This window comes from Amycolatopsis sp. NPDC004625, assembly GCF_040609695.1.
GTDB lineage: Bacteria > Actinomycetota > Actinomycetes > Mycobacteriales > Pseudonocardiaceae > Amycolatopsis.
Genome location: NZ_JBEXKX010000050.1, coordinates 53,099 through 69,785, shown reverse-complemented (window position 1 = coordinate 69,785; position 16,687 = coordinate 53,099). Strand labels below are relative to the sequence as shown.

At 71.8% G+C, this 16,687-nt stretch carries 17 protein-coding genes; 8 read left to right on the top strand and 9 right to left on the bottom strand.

Going from position 1 to position 16,687, the window contains the following annotated elements; genetic code table 11:
• The first annotated feature begins 313 nt into the window (after nucleotides 1-313).
• Complete coding sequence (locus tag ABZW17_RS38630) at nucleotides 314-1,159, top strand: DUF72 domain-containing protein (RefSeq protein WP_354825403.1); 846 nt, start codon at nucleotides 314-316, stop codon at nucleotides 1,157-1,159.
• A gap of 96 nt (nucleotides 1,160-1,255) precedes the next feature.
• Here ABZW17_RS38630 and ABZW17_RS38625 read toward each other — a convergent pair whose 3' ends face one another.
• Nucleotides 1,256-4,039: a BTAD domain-containing putative transcriptional regulator gene (locus ABZW17_RS38625; protein WP_354825401.1), complete on the bottom strand. Its 2,784-nt coding sequence runs from the start codon at nucleotides 4,037-4,039 to the stop codon at nucleotides 1,256-1,258.
• 74 nt (nucleotides 4,040-4,113) lie between these two features.
• Between ABZW17_RS38625 and ABZW17_RS38620 the strand changes: the two genes are divergently transcribed.
• The 3 genes from ABZW17_RS38620 to ABZW17_RS38610 all read left to right on the top strand — a co-directional run bounded on the left by ABZW17_RS38620 (nucleotide 4,114) and on the right by ABZW17_RS38610 (nucleotide 5,874).
• Entirely contained in the window at nucleotides 4,114-5,043 is a 930-nt protein-coding gene (locus ABZW17_RS38620; protein WP_354825398.1) for an o-succinylbenzoate synthase, read from the top strand.
• Nucleotides 5,044-5,159: 116 nt separating this feature from the next.
• Complete coding sequence (locus ABZW17_RS38615; protein ID WP_354825395.1) at nucleotides 5,160-5,381, top strand: PspC domain-containing protein; 222 nt, start codon at nucleotides 5,160-5,162, stop codon at nucleotides 5,379-5,381.
• 175 nt (nucleotides 5,382-5,556) lie between these two features.
• Nucleotides 5,557-5,874, top strand: coding sequence for a hypothetical protein (locus ABZW17_RS38610; protein ID WP_354825393.1), 318 nt, complete (start codon nucleotides 5,557-5,559; stop codon nucleotides 5,872-5,874).
• Between the two features lie 45 nt (nucleotides 5,875-5,919).
• Here ABZW17_RS38610 and groL read toward each other — a convergent pair whose 3' ends face one another.
• The 5 genes from groL to ABZW17_RS38585 all read right to left on the bottom strand — a co-directional run bounded on the left by groL (nucleotide 5,920) and on the right by ABZW17_RS38585 (nucleotide 10,944).
• Nucleotides 5,920-7,548 (bottom strand): chaperonin GroEL, encoded by a 1,629-nt coding sequence (groL, locus tag ABZW17_RS38605; RefSeq protein WP_086857657.1) that lies wholly within the window; start codon nucleotides 7,546-7,548, stop codon nucleotides 5,920-5,922.
• Between the two features lie 229 nt (nucleotides 7,549-7,777).
• Nucleotides 7,778-9,262 carry a serine/threonine-protein kinase gene (locus tag ABZW17_RS38600; protein WP_354825391.1) on the bottom strand — a complete coding sequence of 495 codons (1,485 nt, stop codon included), beginning with the start codon at nucleotides 9,260-9,262 and terminating at the stop codon, nucleotides 7,778-7,780.
• Between the two features lie 63 nt (nucleotides 9,263-9,325).
• Nucleotides 9,326-9,532 (bottom strand): cold-shock protein, encoded by a 207-nt coding sequence (locus tag ABZW17_RS38595; protein WP_003085446.1) that lies wholly within the window; start codon nucleotides 9,530-9,532, stop codon nucleotides 9,326-9,328.
• A 111-nt stretch (nucleotides 9,533-9,643) separates the two neighbouring features.
• Nucleotides 9,644-10,267, bottom strand: coding sequence for an AIM24 family protein (locus tag ABZW17_RS38590; RefSeq protein ID WP_354825387.1), 624 nt, complete (start codon nucleotides 10,265-10,267; stop codon nucleotides 9,644-9,646).
• Complete coding sequence (locus tag ABZW17_RS38585; RefSeq protein WP_003085451.1) at nucleotides 10,267-10,944, bottom strand: TIGR00266 family protein; 678 nt, start codon at nucleotides 10,942-10,944, stop codon at nucleotides 10,267-10,269. The genes ABZW17_RS38590 and ABZW17_RS38585 overlap by 1 nt, the downstream gene beginning before the upstream one ends.
• A gap of 73 nt (nucleotides 10,945-11,017) precedes the next feature.
• Between ABZW17_RS38585 and glp the strand changes: the two genes are divergently transcribed.
• Entirely contained in the window at nucleotides 11,018-12,208 is a 1,191-nt protein-coding gene (glp, locus tag ABZW17_RS38580; RefSeq protein ID WP_354825384.1) for a gephyrin-like molybdotransferase Glp, read from the top strand.
• Here glp and ABZW17_RS38575 read toward each other — a convergent pair.
• A complete protein-coding gene (locus tag ABZW17_RS38575; protein WP_354825381.1) occupies nucleotides 12,162-13,415 on the bottom strand; it encodes an MFS transporter in 1,254 nt (417 codons plus the stop codon). The two genes, glp and ABZW17_RS38575, sit on opposite strands and share 47 nt — an antisense overlap.
• On the bottom strand, nucleotides 13,412-13,972 hold the full coding sequence (locus ABZW17_RS38570) for a helix-turn-helix domain-containing protein (protein ID WP_354825378.1): 561 nt from the start codon (nucleotides 13,970-13,972) through the stop codon (nucleotides 13,412-13,414). Before ABZW17_RS38570 ends, ABZW17_RS38575 begins: the two co-directional genes overlap by 4 nt.
• A 71-nt stretch (nucleotides 13,973-14,043) precedes the next feature.
• On the opposite strand from ABZW17_RS38570, the gene ABZW17_RS38565 reads away from it, so the two are divergent.
• Nucleotides 14,044-14,328 carry a GlsB/YeaQ/YmgE family stress response membrane protein gene (locus ABZW17_RS38565; RefSeq protein ID WP_354825376.1) on the top strand — a complete coding sequence of 95 codons (285 nt, stop codon included), beginning with the start codon at nucleotides 14,044-14,046 and terminating at the stop codon, nucleotides 14,326-14,328.
• Between the two features lie 37 nt (nucleotides 14,329-14,365).
• Here the strand turns inward: ABZW17_RS38565 and ABZW17_RS38560 are convergent, their stop codons facing one another.
• A complete protein-coding gene (locus ABZW17_RS38560) occupies nucleotides 14,366-14,578 on the bottom strand; it encodes a hypothetical protein (protein WP_354825373.1) in 213 nt (70 codons plus the stop codon).
• A gap of 238 nt (nucleotides 14,579-14,816) precedes the next feature.
• On the opposite strand from ABZW17_RS38560, the gene ABZW17_RS38555 reads away from it, so the two are divergent.
• Nucleotides 14,817-15,542 (top strand): phosphatidylserine decarboxylase, encoded by a 726-nt coding sequence (locus ABZW17_RS38555; RefSeq protein WP_354825371.1) that lies wholly within the window; start codon nucleotides 14,817-14,819, stop codon nucleotides 15,540-15,542.
• Between the two features lie 3 nt (nucleotides 15,543-15,545).
• A complete protein-coding gene (pssA, locus tag ABZW17_RS38550) occupies nucleotides 15,546-16,490 on the top strand; it encodes a CDP-diacylglycerol--serine O-phosphatidyltransferase (RefSeq protein WP_354825368.1) in 945 nt (314 codons plus the stop codon).
• Nucleotides 16,491-16,687 lie beyond the last annotated feature (197 nt).

Below are 16,687 nucleotides of genomic sequence, written 5' to 3'. Positions count from 1 at the left end.
CAGCGCAACGCAGGACAAAGAACCCAACCTTGCGGGCCTGGCTCAAAGTGATAGGCCTCAATCAGGCGACGGGATGACCACCCAGCGACCCCACGCAAAGCCGAGGGGACAGCAACAAGAAGGGGTCATCCCAGAGCCTGCCCGTCCGGCGAGGACAGTCTTTGAACGGAACCAAATGACCAAGCACACCAAAGGCCCCATCAGACGACCGCCCAAAAACCCAGGACACGCGTCCCAAGCCTCAGCCCACCCGCCCCGAAGACCCCGAGTTTGGCCCCCCGGAAGAACGGGAATCACCCCCCGCGGAAAGGCGGTGAGGGCGATCGCCGAGATCCGGGTCGGAACCTCAGGCTGGCGCTACGCACCCTGGCGCGGCGTCTTCTACCCACCCGAGCTTGCCCAGCGCCGCGAGCTCGAATACCTCTCCCGGCGCATGAACGCCGTGGAAATCAACGGCTCCTTCTACTCCCTCCAGCGCGCCGAGCGCTACCGAGCCTGGTTCGACGAAACCCCGGCCGGCTTCCTCTTCGCCGTCAAGGGCGGCCGCTTCATCACGCACATGAAGCAGCTCCGCGACGTCGAAACCGCGCTCGCCAACTTCTACGCCTCCGGTGTCCTCGCCCTCGGCGCGAAACTCGGCCCGTTCCTCTGGCAACTCCCGCCCCGCCTGGCCTTCGACCCCGATCGGCTGACCACCTTCTTCGCCCTGCTGCCGCGGTCCACCACCGAGGCCGCGCAGCTCGCCACCAAGCACGACGACAAACTGAAAGCCCCGCCCCACCTCGAAAGCGGTCCGAGTCGCCCGCTGCGGCACGCCCTCGAAGTCCGGCACCCCAGCTTCGACCAGCCGGCCGCGAAACAGCTGCTGAAGCGACACGGCATCGCCCTCGTCGTCGCCGACACCGCCGGGAAGTGGCCGTTCCTCGAAGACCAGACCGCCGACTTCACCTACATCCGGCTGCACGGCGACGAAGAACTCTACGTCAGCGGCTACTCCGATCGGGCCCTGCGGACCTGGGCCGACAAGATCCGGACCTGGCACGACGACGGCCGGCGGGACGTGCACGTCTACTTCGACAACGACGTCAAGGTCGAGGCGCCGCGGAACGCCGAATGCCTCGCCGATCTGCTCGGGGTGGCGCCGCCGGCCGGACAGTGAGCGGACAGTGAGCGCCGTCGGCTTGGATCAGCCGCACGGGGCCGGACCGGCTTGCGTGCTGTCGCTGGGGGTCGGCATGCGAGCCGTCCGGGACCCTCAGCCGCCCACGACGACCAGCGCCGCCAGTTTGGCCCGGACGTCGTCCACGTCCGGGTGGCCCAGTTCGGTCAGCAGGCGCACCGAACGCAGCCAGCACTCGCGGGCCAGCGTCGCGTCGCCGTGGCGGAGGTGGATCGTGCCCAGCTGGGCCAGGACGTCGGCCGCCTCGTACTGCTCGTCCATCGCGAAGAACATCTCCACCGACTCGCGGATGCACGCGATGCCCTCGTCGAGCCGGCCCAGGCCGACCAGGGCCAGGCCGCGCGTGTGCTGCGTGAACCGCGTGTCCACCGGCCGCCCGTCCGAGCCGAGGATCGCCAGTGCCTCGTCGGCCAGGCGCAGCGCCTGCTCGTGGTCGCCCATCGACGTGCAGATGTCGCCCAGCGCCCGCAGCACACTCGCCTCGAAGTGGCCCAGCCCCAGCTCGCGGACGATCTCCAGCGCCTGCATCCCGTGTTCGTACGCCCAGGCGCAGTCCTCCAGGTTGTGCGCCGCCATCGCCAGGTTGTACTGCGCCCGCGCCTCGCCCTCCCGCGCCCCGAGCTCACGCTGGATGGCCAGCACCTGCTCCAGGTACCGCCGCGACTCCGCGTACTGCCGCGCGACGCCGTTGACGACGCCGAGCCCGCTCAGGATCCCCGCCTCCCCGGGCCGGTGGCCGCTCGCCTGCGCGGCTTCGAGCGCCACCGCGAACACCGACCGCCAGTCGTCGAGGCGCGAGCGGGTCACGAAGTAGCTCTGCAGCAACCACGCCAGCTTCCAGCAGACGTCGTCGCGGCCCCGCCGCCGCGCCAGGTGCACCGCCGCGATGAGGTTGCCGTACTCCTCGCCGAACCAGTCCAGCCCGTCGTGGTAGCTCGGGAACGCCAGGCCGCCCTCGAGGTCGTCGAGCTCCAGCAGCCGGTAGTAGCGCTCCGGCCGCATCCGCCGTGACGCGTTCAGCGCCGACGCCAGGTACCAGCCGAGCAACCGGTCCAGCGCCGACTCGCGCTCGGCCTCCGGGTCCAGCTGCGTAGCGGCTTCGCCGGCGTACGCCCGGATGAGGTCGTGGAACTGGTAGCGGCCCGGCCGCGGCTGGGCGAGCAGGTGCGCCGCGGCGAGGGTTTCGAGCATCGGGCGGGTCGCCGCGACGTCCAGCCCGGCCACCGCGGCCGCCGCCGGCGCGGTGAAGTCGACACCGGTGGGCAGCCCGAGCAGCCGCAGCAGCCGGGCCGTCGACGGCGGCAGCGCCTGGTAGGAGTACGAAAACACCGACCGGATGTTGGTGCCTTCGCCGTCGGCGAGGTCGAACGAGCCGAGCAGGTCGACGGCGAGGGAGCCGGCGAACTCGTCGAGCGGCAGGTCGGGGAACTCCGCCGCGCGCACCGCGAGGATCCGGATCGCCAGCGGCAGCCCGCCGCAGTAGCGCACGAACCGCCCGGCCGCCGCCGGGTCGCGGGCGACGCGGTCGTAGCCGATCGTGGACGCCAGCAGCGCGATGGCGTCCTCCTCGCCGAGCTCCTCCAGCGCGATCCGGCGCGCGCCGTGCGTCGCGACCAGCGCGCGCAGCTGCCAGCGGCTGGTGACCAGGACCAGGCAGCCCGGCCCGGGCAGCAGCGGGCTCACCTGCTCGGTGCGGTTGGCGTTGTCGAGCAGGACCAGCAGCCGGCGCCCCGCGGTGTGCGTCCGCCAGCTCGCCGCGCGGCCGTCGAGGTCGGCGGGAATCGCCTCGCACGGCACGCCGAGCGCGGTGAGCACGGCCTCCAGCGCCGCCGACGGCTCGACCGGCTCGCCGGGCCCGTAGCCGCGCAGGTCGAGGTGGACCTGCCCGCCGGGGAACCGGTCGGCGACCTCGTGCGCGAAGTGCACGGCCAGCGTCGTCTTCCCGATGCCGCCCATGCCTTCGACGGACGCGATCGGCGTCGACGCGTCGGCGTCGACCGCCTCCGGCAGCAGCGCGTGCAACGCCTTGAGGTCGCCCTCGCGCCCCGAGAACGTCCGCAGGTCGGCGGGCAGCTGGCGCGGCACCTGCGGGTCGACGCCGAGCCGGTAGCGCGCGGCCGGATCGCCGGCGCCGGTGAGGATCGCCTGGCGGGTGCGCTGCAGCGAGGGCCCGGGGTCGAGCCCGAGTTCGTCGGCCAGCACGCGGCTGATCCGGCGGTGGACGTCGAGGGCCTCGGCCTGGCGGCCCGACCGGTACAGCGCGATCATCAGCTGCTCGTGCAGCCGCTCCCGCAGCGGGTTCTCCCTGGTCAGCCGGGTGAGCTCAGGGACGACCGTGCCGTACTCGCCGGCTTCGAGCAGCGCGTCCGCCCACTGCTCACGCACGCGCAGCCGCTCCTCGGTCAGCTGCCCGGCTTCGTCGCGGTGCAGGGCGTCGGACTCGACGTTCAGCAGCGCCGGCCCGCGCCACTGCGCGAGGGCCTCGGCGAACAGCGCGGCGGCCCGGCGGCTCTCGCCGCGGTCCATCGCCGCCTTGCCGCGGACGGCGAGCGCGCGGAAGCGGGTCAGGTCGAGCAGGTCGTCGTCGAGTTCGATCAGGTAGCCGCCGCTCTCGGTGCGGATCGAGACCTGGTCGCCCAGCGCCCGGCGCAGGCGCAGCACGTACGTCTGGAGCGCGCCCTTGGACCGGCGGCGGTCGTCGTTCCACAGCCAGCGGCCCAGTTCGTCGACCGGCACGACCCGGTTCGCGCGCAGCAGCAGGCCGGCCAGCACGATCAGCGGCCGGCTGCCCCCGAGCGGTACCGGGCGGCCGTCGGCCGTGACCTCGGCCGGACCCAGCACGCGGAAATCGAGGACCACGGAGTCATTCTGGCCGGAAACACCCAGTTCGGCACCTGTTTGCGAAACCCGGGACGGTGGCATGATCGGCCTCGATGAAGGTCTACGCGATCCCCCTGCGCACCCGGTTCCGCGGCATCACCGTCCGTGAGGGGGTGCTGCTGCACGGCCCGGCGGGCTGGGGCGAGTTCTGCCCGTTCGGCGACTATTCAGACGCCGAGAGCGTGCCCTGGCTGCGGGCCGCGGTGGAAGCGGCCGAAGCCGGCTGGCCGGCGCCGGTCCGCGACCGGGTCGAGGTCAACACGACGGTCCCGGTGGTCGGCCCGGAGCAGGCGTACGAGCTGGTCCGGGCGTCCGGCTGCCGGACGGCGAAGGTGAAGGTCGCCGACCCGCGCGTCTCCCTGGCCGACGACTGCGCGCGGGTGGAGGCGGTCCGCGCCGCGCTCGGCCCGGACGGCGCCGTCCGCGTGGACGCCAACATGGCCTGGGACGTCGACACGGCGGTACGGGCGATCACCGACCTCGACAAGGCGGCGGGCGGCCTGGAGTACGCGGAACAGCCGTGCCCGTCGATCGAGGAGCTGGCCGCCGTGCGGCGCCGGGTGGGTGTCCGGATCGCCGCCGACGAGTCGATCCGCCGGGCGGAGGACCCGCTGAAGGTGGCGGTAGCCGGCGCGGCGGACATCGCGGTCCTGAAGGTCTCCCCGCTCGGTGGCGTTCGGCGCGCGCTGGAGGTCGCCGAGGCGTGCGGGCTGCCGTGCGTGGTGTCGTCGGCGTTCGAGACGAGCGTGGGCCTGGCGGCGGGCCTGGCGCTGGCGGGCGCGCTGCCGTCGCTGGAGTTCGCCTGTGGACTCGGCACGATTTCGTTGCTGCAGGGCGACATCAGTACCAACCCACTGTCTCCTGTGGACGGATACCTGCCGGTGCCACGGGAGGCCCCGCAACCCACGGACGCGTACCCGGCGCCGCCCGAGGTCGCAGCGGCGTGGGAAGCCCGCCTCGACCGGGTGCGCAGGTTGTCGTGAGTGGTAAGGCGGGTTAGAACCCTCCTTGCCACTCACGACCCCGAGGGCGAAGTTCAGGGTCGGGGTCGGGGCCGTTCCGGATGTGGTCAGGGTGCCCCCGGCGCCAGTATTGAGCCATGACGAACAGCGTGTACACCCCGGAAACCGCCACCAAGAAGCTCCGCCGCAGCAAGACCGACAAGATGCTCACCGGCGTCTGCGGCGGCTGGGCCACCTACCTCGGCATCGACGCCAACGTCCTGCGCATCGGCCTGGTCGCCGCCGTGTTCCTCTCGGTCGGCATCGCCATCCCGATCTACGTCGCCGCCGCCATCCTGACGCCGGAAGAGGACTCCTGAACCGGGGCGGGCCCCGGTTCACAGGGGGAACCGGGGCCCGCCCGACGGCGGGGGTGCACGAAGAGGAGAACGGCCCGGGCGCCAGGGGACGCCCGGGCCGTTCGGCCGATGAGGCTGGGCCGAACGGCAGAAATGCGCGGCGCGGATCCCGTTCGAGGGGTTAGGGTTCGCGCTCGTGGATCAAGGGAGCAGAACGGCCGCGAAGGTCGTCGTCGGGATCCTCGGCGGGCTGTACCTGATCGCCGGGCTGGGGCTGACCGCCTTCGCCGCGTTCCTCGCGCTCGACGAGCCCGGCAGCCCGTCCGCGACCAAGGTCGTGCTCTACGCCGCCGCCGCGTTCGCGATCTGGGTGCTCCTCACCGGGATCGGCGCGGTCGTCCTGGCGATGGAAGCGGAAGAGGCGAGCACGGCCTGGCTCGGGGGCCTCTTCGTGCTCGCGCTCGGCGTCGTCACCGTCGGCGCGTTCGCCGTCTGGTTCTTCACGAAGCCATAAGAAAAGCCCGGCCCGCCGAAGCGGACCGGGCTTTCCCTGCGTGGATCAGAAGTCCATGCCACCCATGCCACCGGACGGGTCGGCGGGAGCGGCCGAAGCCTTCTCCGGCTTGTCCGCCACGACGGCCTCGGTGGTCAGGAACAGCGCCGCGATGGACGCGGCGTTCTGCAGCGCGGAGCGGGTGACCTTCGTCGGGTCCGGCACGCCGGCGGCGAGCAGGTCCTCGTAGACACCCGTGGCGGCGTTGAGGCCGTGACCCTGCGGCAGGCCCTTGACCTTCTCCACCACGACGCCGCCTTCGAGGCCGGCGTTGATCGCGATCTGCTTGAGCGGGGCCTCGACGGCCACCTTGACGATGTTGGCGCCAGTGGCCTCGTCGCCCTCGAGCTTCAGGCCCGCGAACGCAGCTTCGGCAGCCTGGATGAGAGCGACGCCACCACCGGCGACGATGCCCTCTTCGACGGCGGCCTTGGCGTTGCGCACCGCGTCCTCGATGCGGTGCTTGCGCTCCTTGAGCTCGACCTCGGTCGCGGCGCCGGCCTTGATGACGGCCACGCCGCCGGCCAGCTTCGCGAGCCGCTCCTGCAGCTTCTCGCGGTCGTAGTCCGAGTCCGAGTTCTCGATCTCGGCGCGGATCTGGTTGACGCGACCCTGGATCTGGTCGGCGTCGCCCGCACCCTCGACGATGGTCGTCTCGTCCTTGGTGATGACGGCCTTGCGGGCCTTGCCCAGCAGGGACAGGTCCGCGTTCTCCAGCTTGAGGCCGACGTCCTCGGAGATGACCTGGCCACCGGTCAGGATCGCGATGTCCTGCAGGATCGCCTTGCGGCGGTCACCGAAGCCCGGGGCCTTGACGGCGACGGACTTGAAGGTGCCGCGCATCTTGTTGACGATCAGGGTGGCCAGGGCCTCGCCCTCGACGTCCTCGGCGATGATCAGCAGCGGCTTGCCGGACTGGATGACCTTCTCCAGCAGCGGCAGCACGTCCTTGACGGTGGAGATCTTGGAGCCGAAGAGGAGGATGTACGGGTCCTCGAGCTCGGCTTCCTGACGCTCCGGGTCGGTCACGAAGTAACCGGAGATGTAGCCCTTGTCGAAGCGCATGCCCTCGGTGAGCTCGAGCTCGAGACCGAAGGTGTTGCTCTCCTCGACGGTGACGACGCCTTCCTTGCCGACCTTGTCCAGCGCCTCGGCGATCAGCTCGCCGATGGTGCGGTCAGCGGCCGAGATCGAGGCGGTAGCAGCGATCTGCTCCTTGGTCTCGATCTGCACGGCGGCCTTGTGCAGCTGCTCGGTGACGGCCTCGACGGCCGCCTCGATGCCACGCTTGAGGGAGATGGGGTCGGCGCCGGCGGCGACGTTGCGCAGCCCCTCGCGGACGAGGGCCTGGGCGAGCACGGTGGCGGTGGTGGTGCCGTCACCCGCGACGTCGTCGGTCTTCTTGGCGACCTCCTTGACGAGCTCGGCCCCGATCTTCTCCCACGGGTCCTCGAGCTCGATCTCCTTGGCGATGGAGACACCGTCGTTGGTGATGGTCGGCGCGCCCCACTTCTTCTCGAGCACGACGTTCCGGCCCCGCGGGCCGAGGGTCACCTTGACGGCTTCGGCGAGGGTGTTCAAGCCGCGCTCAAGACCGCGGCGGGCGTCCTCGTCGAACGCGATCAGTTTGGCCATTGCGGTGTGGTCCTCCGGTATTGGGCGCCACCGCCGCGCTGTGAAGCTTTGCAGCGGCGGCAGCAGGACTCTTTCCTCGGCCAGGCTCGGTGCCCGCGACGGACGACTGGACCCGGGTGGGGGTCAGCCTCACCGTCCCGACCTTTGGCACTCGACGGCGTCGAGTGCCAAGACCGTGTTTAGCACTCTCAGGGGGAGAGTGCAAGAAGCCCAGCTCAGCGTCGCACGATCAGTTGCTCGGCTTGATGCTGATCGACGTCGGCGGCGCGTTCAACGACGACGAGGGCGCGTTGGTCCCCGAGCCACCGCCCGGACCCACCGGGATGTTCGGGGCCGTCGTCTGGGTGCCGCCACCGCCGCTGCCGCCGTCGCTGAAGAGGAAGATCGCGCCCACCACCAGGCCGGCCACCACGAGCAGGCCCAGCACGATGAAGATCCACTTCTTGCCGCCGCTGCTCTTCGGCTGGTGGAACGCGCCCGCGCCGCCCGCGGGCATCGGCGGGCGCAGGCGCATCGGGTCCTGGCCGTAGCCGGGCGGCGGCATGCCCGGCTGCTGCGGGTAGCCGTACCCCGGCGGCGGGCCCTGCGGCGACATCCCCGGCGGCATGCCCTGCGGCGGCATCCCGGGCGGCGGCCCCTGCTGGGGGTAGCCGTAACCCGGCGGCGGCCCCTGCGGACCACCGGGGCCCTGCGGTCCGGGGCCCGGGCCGTAACCGGGCTGCTGCTGTCCTCCGTACGGGTGCACGGGGACCCCCTCTCCCTGCGGTGCGCTGTTCTGGTGCGGCCCCTGTTGTACCTGACCAGGACGCTGCGGCGCGGGGATTCCGCCCGAATGGGACCCGGGTGGGCCCGGCGGGGTGTCGGACGTGGCGAGGGGGCCGAGCGCGCGGCGGGCGGCCGCGACCATCTCGACGCAGCTGGCGTAGCGGTCGGCCGGGTTCTTGGCCATGCCGCGCCGGATCACCTCGTCGATCGACGGCGGCAGCGCGACCACGCGCGAGATCGACGGCGGCTCGCCGTTGAGGTGGCCCTTGATCACCGTCGGCACGTCGCCCTTGAACGGCGGGCTGCCGGTGAGGCAGGCGTAGAGGACGCACGTCAGCGCGTACTGGTCGGTGCGCCCGTCCAGCGGCTCCCCGCGCAGGTGCTCGGGGGCCGCGTAGGTGGGCGAGCCGAGGAAGTCGCCGCCGCGCGTGCGGTGCCCGGTCGCGCCGCGGCGCGTCAGCCCGAAGTCGGCGACGTACACGTGCTCGCGTGACGTCTCCTTCTTCGTCACGAGCACGTTCGCCGGTTTGACGTCGAGGTGAACCAGACCACGGTTGTGCAGCGTGTCGAGGGCGTCCGCGACCTGGTCGAGCATCGTCAGGGCGCGCGCCGGCGCGATCGGGCCACCCGAGATCAGGCCGGCGAGGTCGCCGCCGTCGACCATCCGCATGGCGATGTAGAGCATGCCGTCGAGCTCGCCGAAGTCGTACAGCGGCACGACGTTGGCGTGGTCGATCGCGGAGGTGTTGCGCGCCTCGTCGACGAACCGTTCGCGGAACTCGGCGTCGGCCCCGAGGTGGTCACCGATGACCTTCAGGGCCACCTTGCGGCCGAGCCGCACGTCGGTGGCCTTGTAGGTCACGCTCATGCCGCCCTTGCCGAGCACCCCGTCGATGCGGTAGTTGCCCAGCCGGCGACCGGTGAGGTCCCCCGACACGTCGCCTGTCACGCCCGCAGCCTAACGCCCCTGGTTCGGCGCCTGACGGGGGTTCACCGATCAAGTGACCGCCCGCTACGAAACCTTGCGCACGTCGGCTGCCTGGCTACGACCATCGCGGCCGGACTGCACTTCGAACTCGACCCGGTCGCCTTCGTCCAGAGTGCGGAATCCTTCGGACTGGATGGCCGAATAGTGGACGAACACGTCCGGCCCCTCCGTGGATTCGATGAACCCGTAGCCCTTTTCCGAGTTGAACCATTTGACGGTGCCGACAGCCACGGCGCCCTCCCTCAGCACAAAGGATCCGCTGGCCCGAGCGGATGCCAGCGGCGGAGTGCCAATCACGCTACCGGAATTATTTCCCGCGGCAATGGGCAATTCGTCCGAAGATCACGAACCCGAAAGGCGTCGGTTCCGCGCGTGCACGAGCACCGTCCCGGGACCCGCGAAGTCGACCGCGAGCCCTTCGCCGGTGCGCAGTGACTGCGGGCCGCCCGGGTCGAGGGCCCGCAACCGGCACTGCACGGTGTCCGGGTAGGCCAGCAGGTAGTCGGGCCGGACGGTGACCAGCTCGCCCTTGCCGAGCTCGAACGCGTCGACCGGGCCGGGCGCGGCCAGCACGAGCGGCCCGGTTCCGCTGTAGTGCTCGAGGAAACCCGAGTCGGCTCCGAAAAGCTGCTGCAGCGGCACCCACCCGGTGTCGTGCCGGACCGACGAAGGTCGCACCAGCACGGCGTCGCGGTGCACCGACCAGCCCGTGCCGCCGCCGAGCTCGAGCGGGTAGACGTCGCCGGGGCGCAGCGGCGCGAAGTCGATCCAGCCGCCGTCCGACGGCGCGGTGTAGACCACCGTCGTGCTCTTGCCCGCGCGGACGCCGCCGCGGCCCGCCGGCGTCTCGGTGACGCCGAACCGGCTGGCGAGCAGGGTTTCCGGCGCGGCCCGCACGGCCTCGCCCGGGTCCAGCAGGACGCGGGCGACGCCGAAGGCCGGGGTGTGCCGGGTCTGGACGCGCATCAGCGTGACGGGACGTGGGAGACGATCCAGTTCACCAGCGCCGACGGGTTGCGCGTCTGCGTCATGATCTGGCCGGGACCGACGAAGTCGAACACGAGCCCTTCGCCGCTCTTCATGGACTGGATGATGCCCTGCGCGACCTTCCGGATCTGGTACTGCACGGTGTCGGCGTACGCGACGACGTGCCCGGTGTCGATGGTCACCATCTCGCCCTGCTGCAGCGTGATCGTCTCGACCGCGCCGTAGCAGGAGACGAGCAGCTGGCCCTGGCCGGTGGCGTGGGTCAGGAAGCCGCCCTCGCCGCCCATCAGGTTCTTCATCCCGCCCCACTTGGTCTCGGTCTGCACGCCGTGCGACGACGCGAGCCAGCAGCCGCGGGTGACGGCCCAGCCGGTGCGGCCGTCGAGGGTGATCACCTGGATGTCGCCGGGCAGGTTGGCGGCGACGTCGACCCAGCCGCCGTTCTGCGGCGCGGTGAAGGTGGAGATGAAGAAGGACTCGCCGGAGAGGAACGCGCGGCCGAGGCCCTTCATGATCCCGCCCTGCGCCTGCGACTGCACCTGCACGCCGTAGCTGGTGGCCATCATCGCCCCGGACTCGACCTGGCACGGCTCGCCGGGCGCCAGCATCAGCCGGGCGACGGCGAACGAAGGCTGTTGACGGATTCCGACCTGCATGCGTGCTCCCCTGTGGCGTGCGCTTGTCGGGGCAGAGTCTTGCACGAGCCCGAAACCCGGGGAGGATGGTCCGGTGATCTCCGTCGACGACTACCGCGACCGGGTTGCCGCGCTGCTCGGCACCGCCCCCGCGACCGCCCTGCCCCTCGCCGCCGCGGCCGGTCTCGTCCTGGCCGAGGACGTGACGGCGACCGTCTCCCTGCCGCCCTTCGACAACTCCGCGATGGACGGCTACGCGGTCCGCGCGGCGGACGTCGAGGCGCCGGTGACGCTGCCGGTCGCCGACGACATCCCGGCCGGCCGGGTCGACGTCCGGCCCCTGGAGCCGGGCACCGCGCACCGGATCATGACCGGCGCGCCGCTGCCGCCGGGCGCGGACGCCGTCGTGATGGTCGAGGACACCGACGGCGGCACCTCGCAGGTGGCCATTTCGGTGCCCGCCCGCGAAGGCGCGCACATCCGCCGGACCGGCGAGGACGTCGTCGAGGGCAGCATCGCCCTGCACGCGGGAACCGTGCTGGGCCACTCGCAGCTGGGCCTGGCGGCCGCGGTCGGGCTCGCCGAGGTGCGGGTGCACCGGCCGCTGCGGGTGCTGGTGGCCTCGACCGGCACCGAGCTGATCGACGCGCCGGCCCCGCTGCGCCACGGCCAGATCTACGAGTCCAACAGCGTGATGCTCGCCGCGGCGATCCGTGCCCTCGGCTGCGAGGTCGACGTCGTCCGCAGCGTCGTCGACGACGTCGAGGAGTTCCGCAGGGTCATCGAGCCGAAGCTGGCCGACGCGGACCTGCTGGTGACCTCCGGCGGCGTCAGCGCGGGCGCGTACGAAGTGGTGAAGGACGCCCTGACCGGCCAGGGCGTCGAGTTCGCGAAGATCGCGATGCAGCCGGGCGGGCCGCAGGGCTGCGGGCGCTGGCAGGGCGTGCCCGTGGTGACGCTGCCCGGCAACCCGGTCAGCGTGCTCGTGTCGTTCGAGGCGTTCCTGCGCCCGGCGATCCTGACGGCGCTGGGCCACACCGACGTCTCCCGGCGCCGGGTGCGCGCCCGGCTGACCGAGGCGATGCCCTCGCCCGCCGGGCGCCGCCAGTACCGCCGCGGGGTGTTCACCCCGTCCGAGCGCGAGGTCACCGGGATCGTCGGGCCGCGCGGCGGGCCGGGCTCGCACCTGCTCGGCGCGTTCACCCAGGCGAACTGCCTGATCGTGCTGCCCGAGGACGTCACATCGGCCGGGGAAGGGGAAGAGGTGGACGTCCTGCTGCTCTGACCGGGAAGTCCCGCAGTTTCCGGTAGGGCGCCAGCAGCGGCAACGCGAGGCTCGAAATCCCCGCGGCCGCCCAGAGCGTCTCGCGGATTCCGATGGCCTCGGCCAGCACACCGCCGAGGACCCCGGCCAGCGGGATCGAGCCGTAGTTGACGATCGACATGCTGGAGTTGACCCGGCTGAACAGCTCGGGCGGGCAGTACTGCTGCCGGAACGTCGTCACCAGCACGTTGCCGGCGACGACACCGGCGCACACGCCGAACAGCGCGAGCCCGAACGGCACCAGGCCCCAGCCGGGTCCGCTCAGCGGCCCGAGCAGCAGCATCGGCGCCGCGACGGTCTCGCACAGCAGCCACGCGCGCACGGCGCCGAGGCGCGCGGCGAGCCGTCCGGCCAGCGCCGCGCCGAGCACCCCGCCGGACGCCCCCAGCGCCAGGACCAGCCCGACGAGCCCGGGCGCGGCGCCGAGCGTGCGGGACAGGAACACGATCTGGATGGCGCTGTAGCCGGTGAGCGCGACGTTCGAAACGGCACCGAAGGTGATCAGCGACCGCAGGTACCGGTCGCCCGCGACGAACCGGAGTCCTTCGGCGATCTGGCTGCGCAGCGGCGAGCGCTCGGCGGGGACGACGGTTTCGCGCGCCCGGATCGCCCGCACGCACAGCACGGACACGCCGAAGCTGACCGCGTCGGCCAGGATGCCGCTGACCGGGCCGAACGCCTGGGCCAGCAACCCGGCCAGGCCGGGCCCGGCGACCTGGGTCGCCGATTCGCTGCCCTGCAGCTTCGCGTTGGCGTCGAGGAGTTCGCCGCCGCTGACGAGCGCCGGGAGGTACGCGCGGTAGGCGAGGGTGAAGAACACCTTGGCGATCCCGCCGAGCAGGGCGGCGGCCAGCAGGTACGGCATGGTCAGGTCGCCGAGGGCGGCGACGACCGGGATGCAGCCGAACACCGCCATGGACACCGCGTTGCAGAGGAGCATGACCGGGCGCTTCGGCAGCCGGTCGACCCAGGCACCCGCCGGCAGGCCGATCACCAGCCACGGCAGCCAGGCCACCGCCGTCAGCAGGGCGACTTCGAAGGTGCTCGCCTGCAGCGTGACCACCGCGACCAGCGGCAACGCCGTGGTCGCGACCATGCTGCCGAGCATGCTGGTGGTCTCGCCGGTCCAGAGCAGCCGGAAGTCCCTGTTCCCCCAGAGCCCCTTCACGGCTTGCCCAGCGACGCTCGCGCGGCGAAGAAGACGGGACGGCGCTCGACCCCGTCACCGGGCTCGGTGCGGTTCTCGAACTCGCGGATCAGCAGGAAGACGCGCTCGTTCAGCTCGTCGAGCTCCTCGCGCGACAGCCGCACCCACGTGTCGATGCTGAAGGGTGCGCCGCGCCACTCCTCGGGGTAGGTCTCGCGACCGGCGATCCACTCGCGGGCGACCGCCGTCTGGTGATCGAGCACGAGGACCTCGGCGGCTTCGGCGACCGGGTCTCCGGGGAAGTCCGCCGCCGCCCACCGCAGCGTTTTCGCACTGCGCTTCCACCAGCGTTCTCGCTGGTCGCGGGCCAGTTCCGGGGCTTCCTCGACCAGTTTCGCGGCGGCCAGCACCTTCATGTGGTGGCTGACGTTGCCGACCGCCTGGCCGGTCTTCGCGGCGAGCATCGACGCCGTCGCCGGGCCGTCGAGGTGGAGCAGCTCCAGGAGCCGGCGCCGCAGCTGGTGGGACATGGCGGCCAGCACCTTCGAATCCCGGATCTCCCGGACGTCGTCGCTCATGGTGCACAAGAGTAGTTGTACAAGAGCTATTGTGCAATGACTCTTGTTCGCTGCTCGCGTAAGCTTCCGCCATGGGTTTCGTCGCATGGGTGATCTTCGGCGCGATCGTCGGCTGGGCCGCGAACCTGGTCGTCGGCGGGCGGGCGCGGCAGCGGCAGGGCTGCCTGGTCAGCGTGCTCGTCGGGGTCGTCGGCGCGGCACTGGGCGGGCTGCTCTACCGGCTCGCGACCGGCCAGGCGAAGACGTTCGACTTCGACTTCCCCAGCTTCGGCGTGGCCATCCTCGGCGCCGTCGTGCTGCTGGCGATCCTGCGGCTGGTCAGCGGGCGCACCCGGCGGCCGAGTGATCGCCGGTGACTTTTCCGCTGAACGGTGATCAAGCGGCCACCGGCCGCTAGACTGCTCCCTCACGCGCATCTCCCGGTGGCCGGGTGCGTGCGCCGTCGGGGGGCGGATGCACCCGGCCCCGTTTCCCCGCTTCGATGACGACGTCGACCGCGCGCACGGGGTCGACGAGCGGCGGCACCGGCACCTCCTCGATCTCCTGACGCCACGCGCCCAGGAGCTCGCGAAGCCGGGCTTCGGCAAGATCGCGGCGGTGGGTCATCGGTCCTCACAGGTCAGGTGGGGGCAGCGCCCCGAACGGCGGCAACTACTCAGTGTCATCGGTGAAATCGACTTTGTGTTACGACCGGGCGATCATTCCCACCCGCCGCGGTGACCCCCTCGCGGAGGAGCCGGGTGGGGCGCACGGACACGCTCACCTGGGGCAGCGGTAGCGTGAAGGCGCCCGCCGGACCTCCGGCACCCACCATTCTTCCGACACGAAACCAGGGGACCCGACCATGAGCGGCACCCGGCCGGAGCCCGCCGGCAACCCAGTCGCGCACGCCCTCCAGCTCGCCCGCGAGACGCTGCCGCCGATGCACCCCGCGGGTCGCCCGTTCGTGGCGGGCGGCGTCGCCGCGACGCTGCTGGCCCGCCGGTTCTCCAAGCGCCTCGGCCTCGTCGGGGCGCTGGCGACGGTGGCGACGGCCGCGTTCTTCCGCGAGCCGAAGCGCGTCCCGCCGCCGCGGGACGGCGTCGCGCTCGCCTCGGCCGACGGTCTCGTGTCCCTGATCGAGGAGGCCGTGCCGCCCGCCGAGCTCGGCCTGCCCGCCGAGCCGCGGATGCGCGTTTCGGTGTTCCTCTCGGTGTTCGACGTGCACGTCCAGCGCGTGCCGGCGAACGGCGTGATCGAGCGCGTGGCCTACCGGCCCGGAAAGTTCCTGTCCGCGGACCTGGACAAGGCGAGCGACGACAACGAGCGCAACTCCGTGCTGATGCGCACCGAAGACGGCCACGAGCTCGTCGTCGTGCAGATCGCCGGGCTGGTCGCGCGCCGCATCCTGTGCGAGATCCGCGAGGGTGACAAGGTCGGCGCCGGCGCGACCTACGGCATCATCCGCTTCGGTTCGCGGGTCGACCTCTACCTGCCGCCGGGTTCGCGCGTGCTCGTGGCCAAGGGCCAGCGCACGGTCGGCGGCGAGACGGTGATCGCCGAACTCCCCGCCACGCCTTCGGAAGGCTGATCGATGGTCCGCGTGACCACCCCGGGCGTCCGGCTGCTCCCGAACGCCATCACCGTGCTGGCGCTGTGCGCGGGCCTCTCGGCCGTGCAGTTCGCGCTGACCAGGAACTACGGGATGGCGATCGCCTCGATCGGCATCGCGGCGGTGCTCGACAGCCTCGACGGCCGGATCGCGCGGCTCCTGGACGCGACGTCGAAGATGGGCGCCGAGCTGGACTCGCTGTCCGACGGCATCTCGTTCGGTGTCGCGCCGGCGCTGGTGATCTACGTGTGGCAGACCGGCGCGGACCGGATCGGCTGGGTGGCGTCGCTGATCTTCGCCGTCTGCATGATCCTGCGGCTGGCCCGGTTCAACACGCTGCTCGACGACACCGAACAGCCGCCGTACGCGAGCGAGTTCTTCGTCGGCGTCCCGGCGCCGGCGGGCGGCCTGCTGGCGATGCTGCCGCTGGTCGCCTACCTGCAGTGGGGCTCGGGGTGGTGGTCGTCGCAGTACGTCGTGTGGGCGTGGACGATCGCCATCGCGGCGCTGCTGATCAGCCGCATCCCGACGCTGTCGCTGAAGACGGTCAAGGCACCGGCGAAGGCGATCGCGCCGCTGCTGATCGGCGTCGCCCTGCTGGCCGCGGCGATCATCCAGTTCCCGCTGGTCGCGCTGATCGTGGCGATGATCCTGTACCTGGCGCACATCCCGTACTCGGTCTACCGGCACCGCTGGCTGGCGGCGCACCCGGAGGCCTGGACGGTCCCGCCGAGCGAGCGCCGAGCGATCCGCCGGGCCCGGTCCCCGCGCCGCCTCGGCCTGCGTCCCCCGCTGCGCCGCCGCGTCGCGGGCGCGGCGATGCGCGCGGTCCGCCTCCCCCGCGAGACGGTTCGCACCCCCCGCGTCACCTCGGAAAACGGCCAGCGCCGCCGCTCCTGGCGCCGCATCGGCCTCCGCCGCAAGTAAGTCCCCGCCAATCACACGTGATGCCCGCCCAATCACGCGAGATGCCCCTCCAGTCACGCGAGCCGTCCGTCCAGGTACGCGAGTCGTCCGTCCGGGTACGCGAGTCGTCCGTCCAGGTACGCGAGTTCGCCGTTCCGGTACGCGAGTCGTCCGTTCCGGTACGGGCATCACCCGTGATCCGAGGGGCATCACCCGTG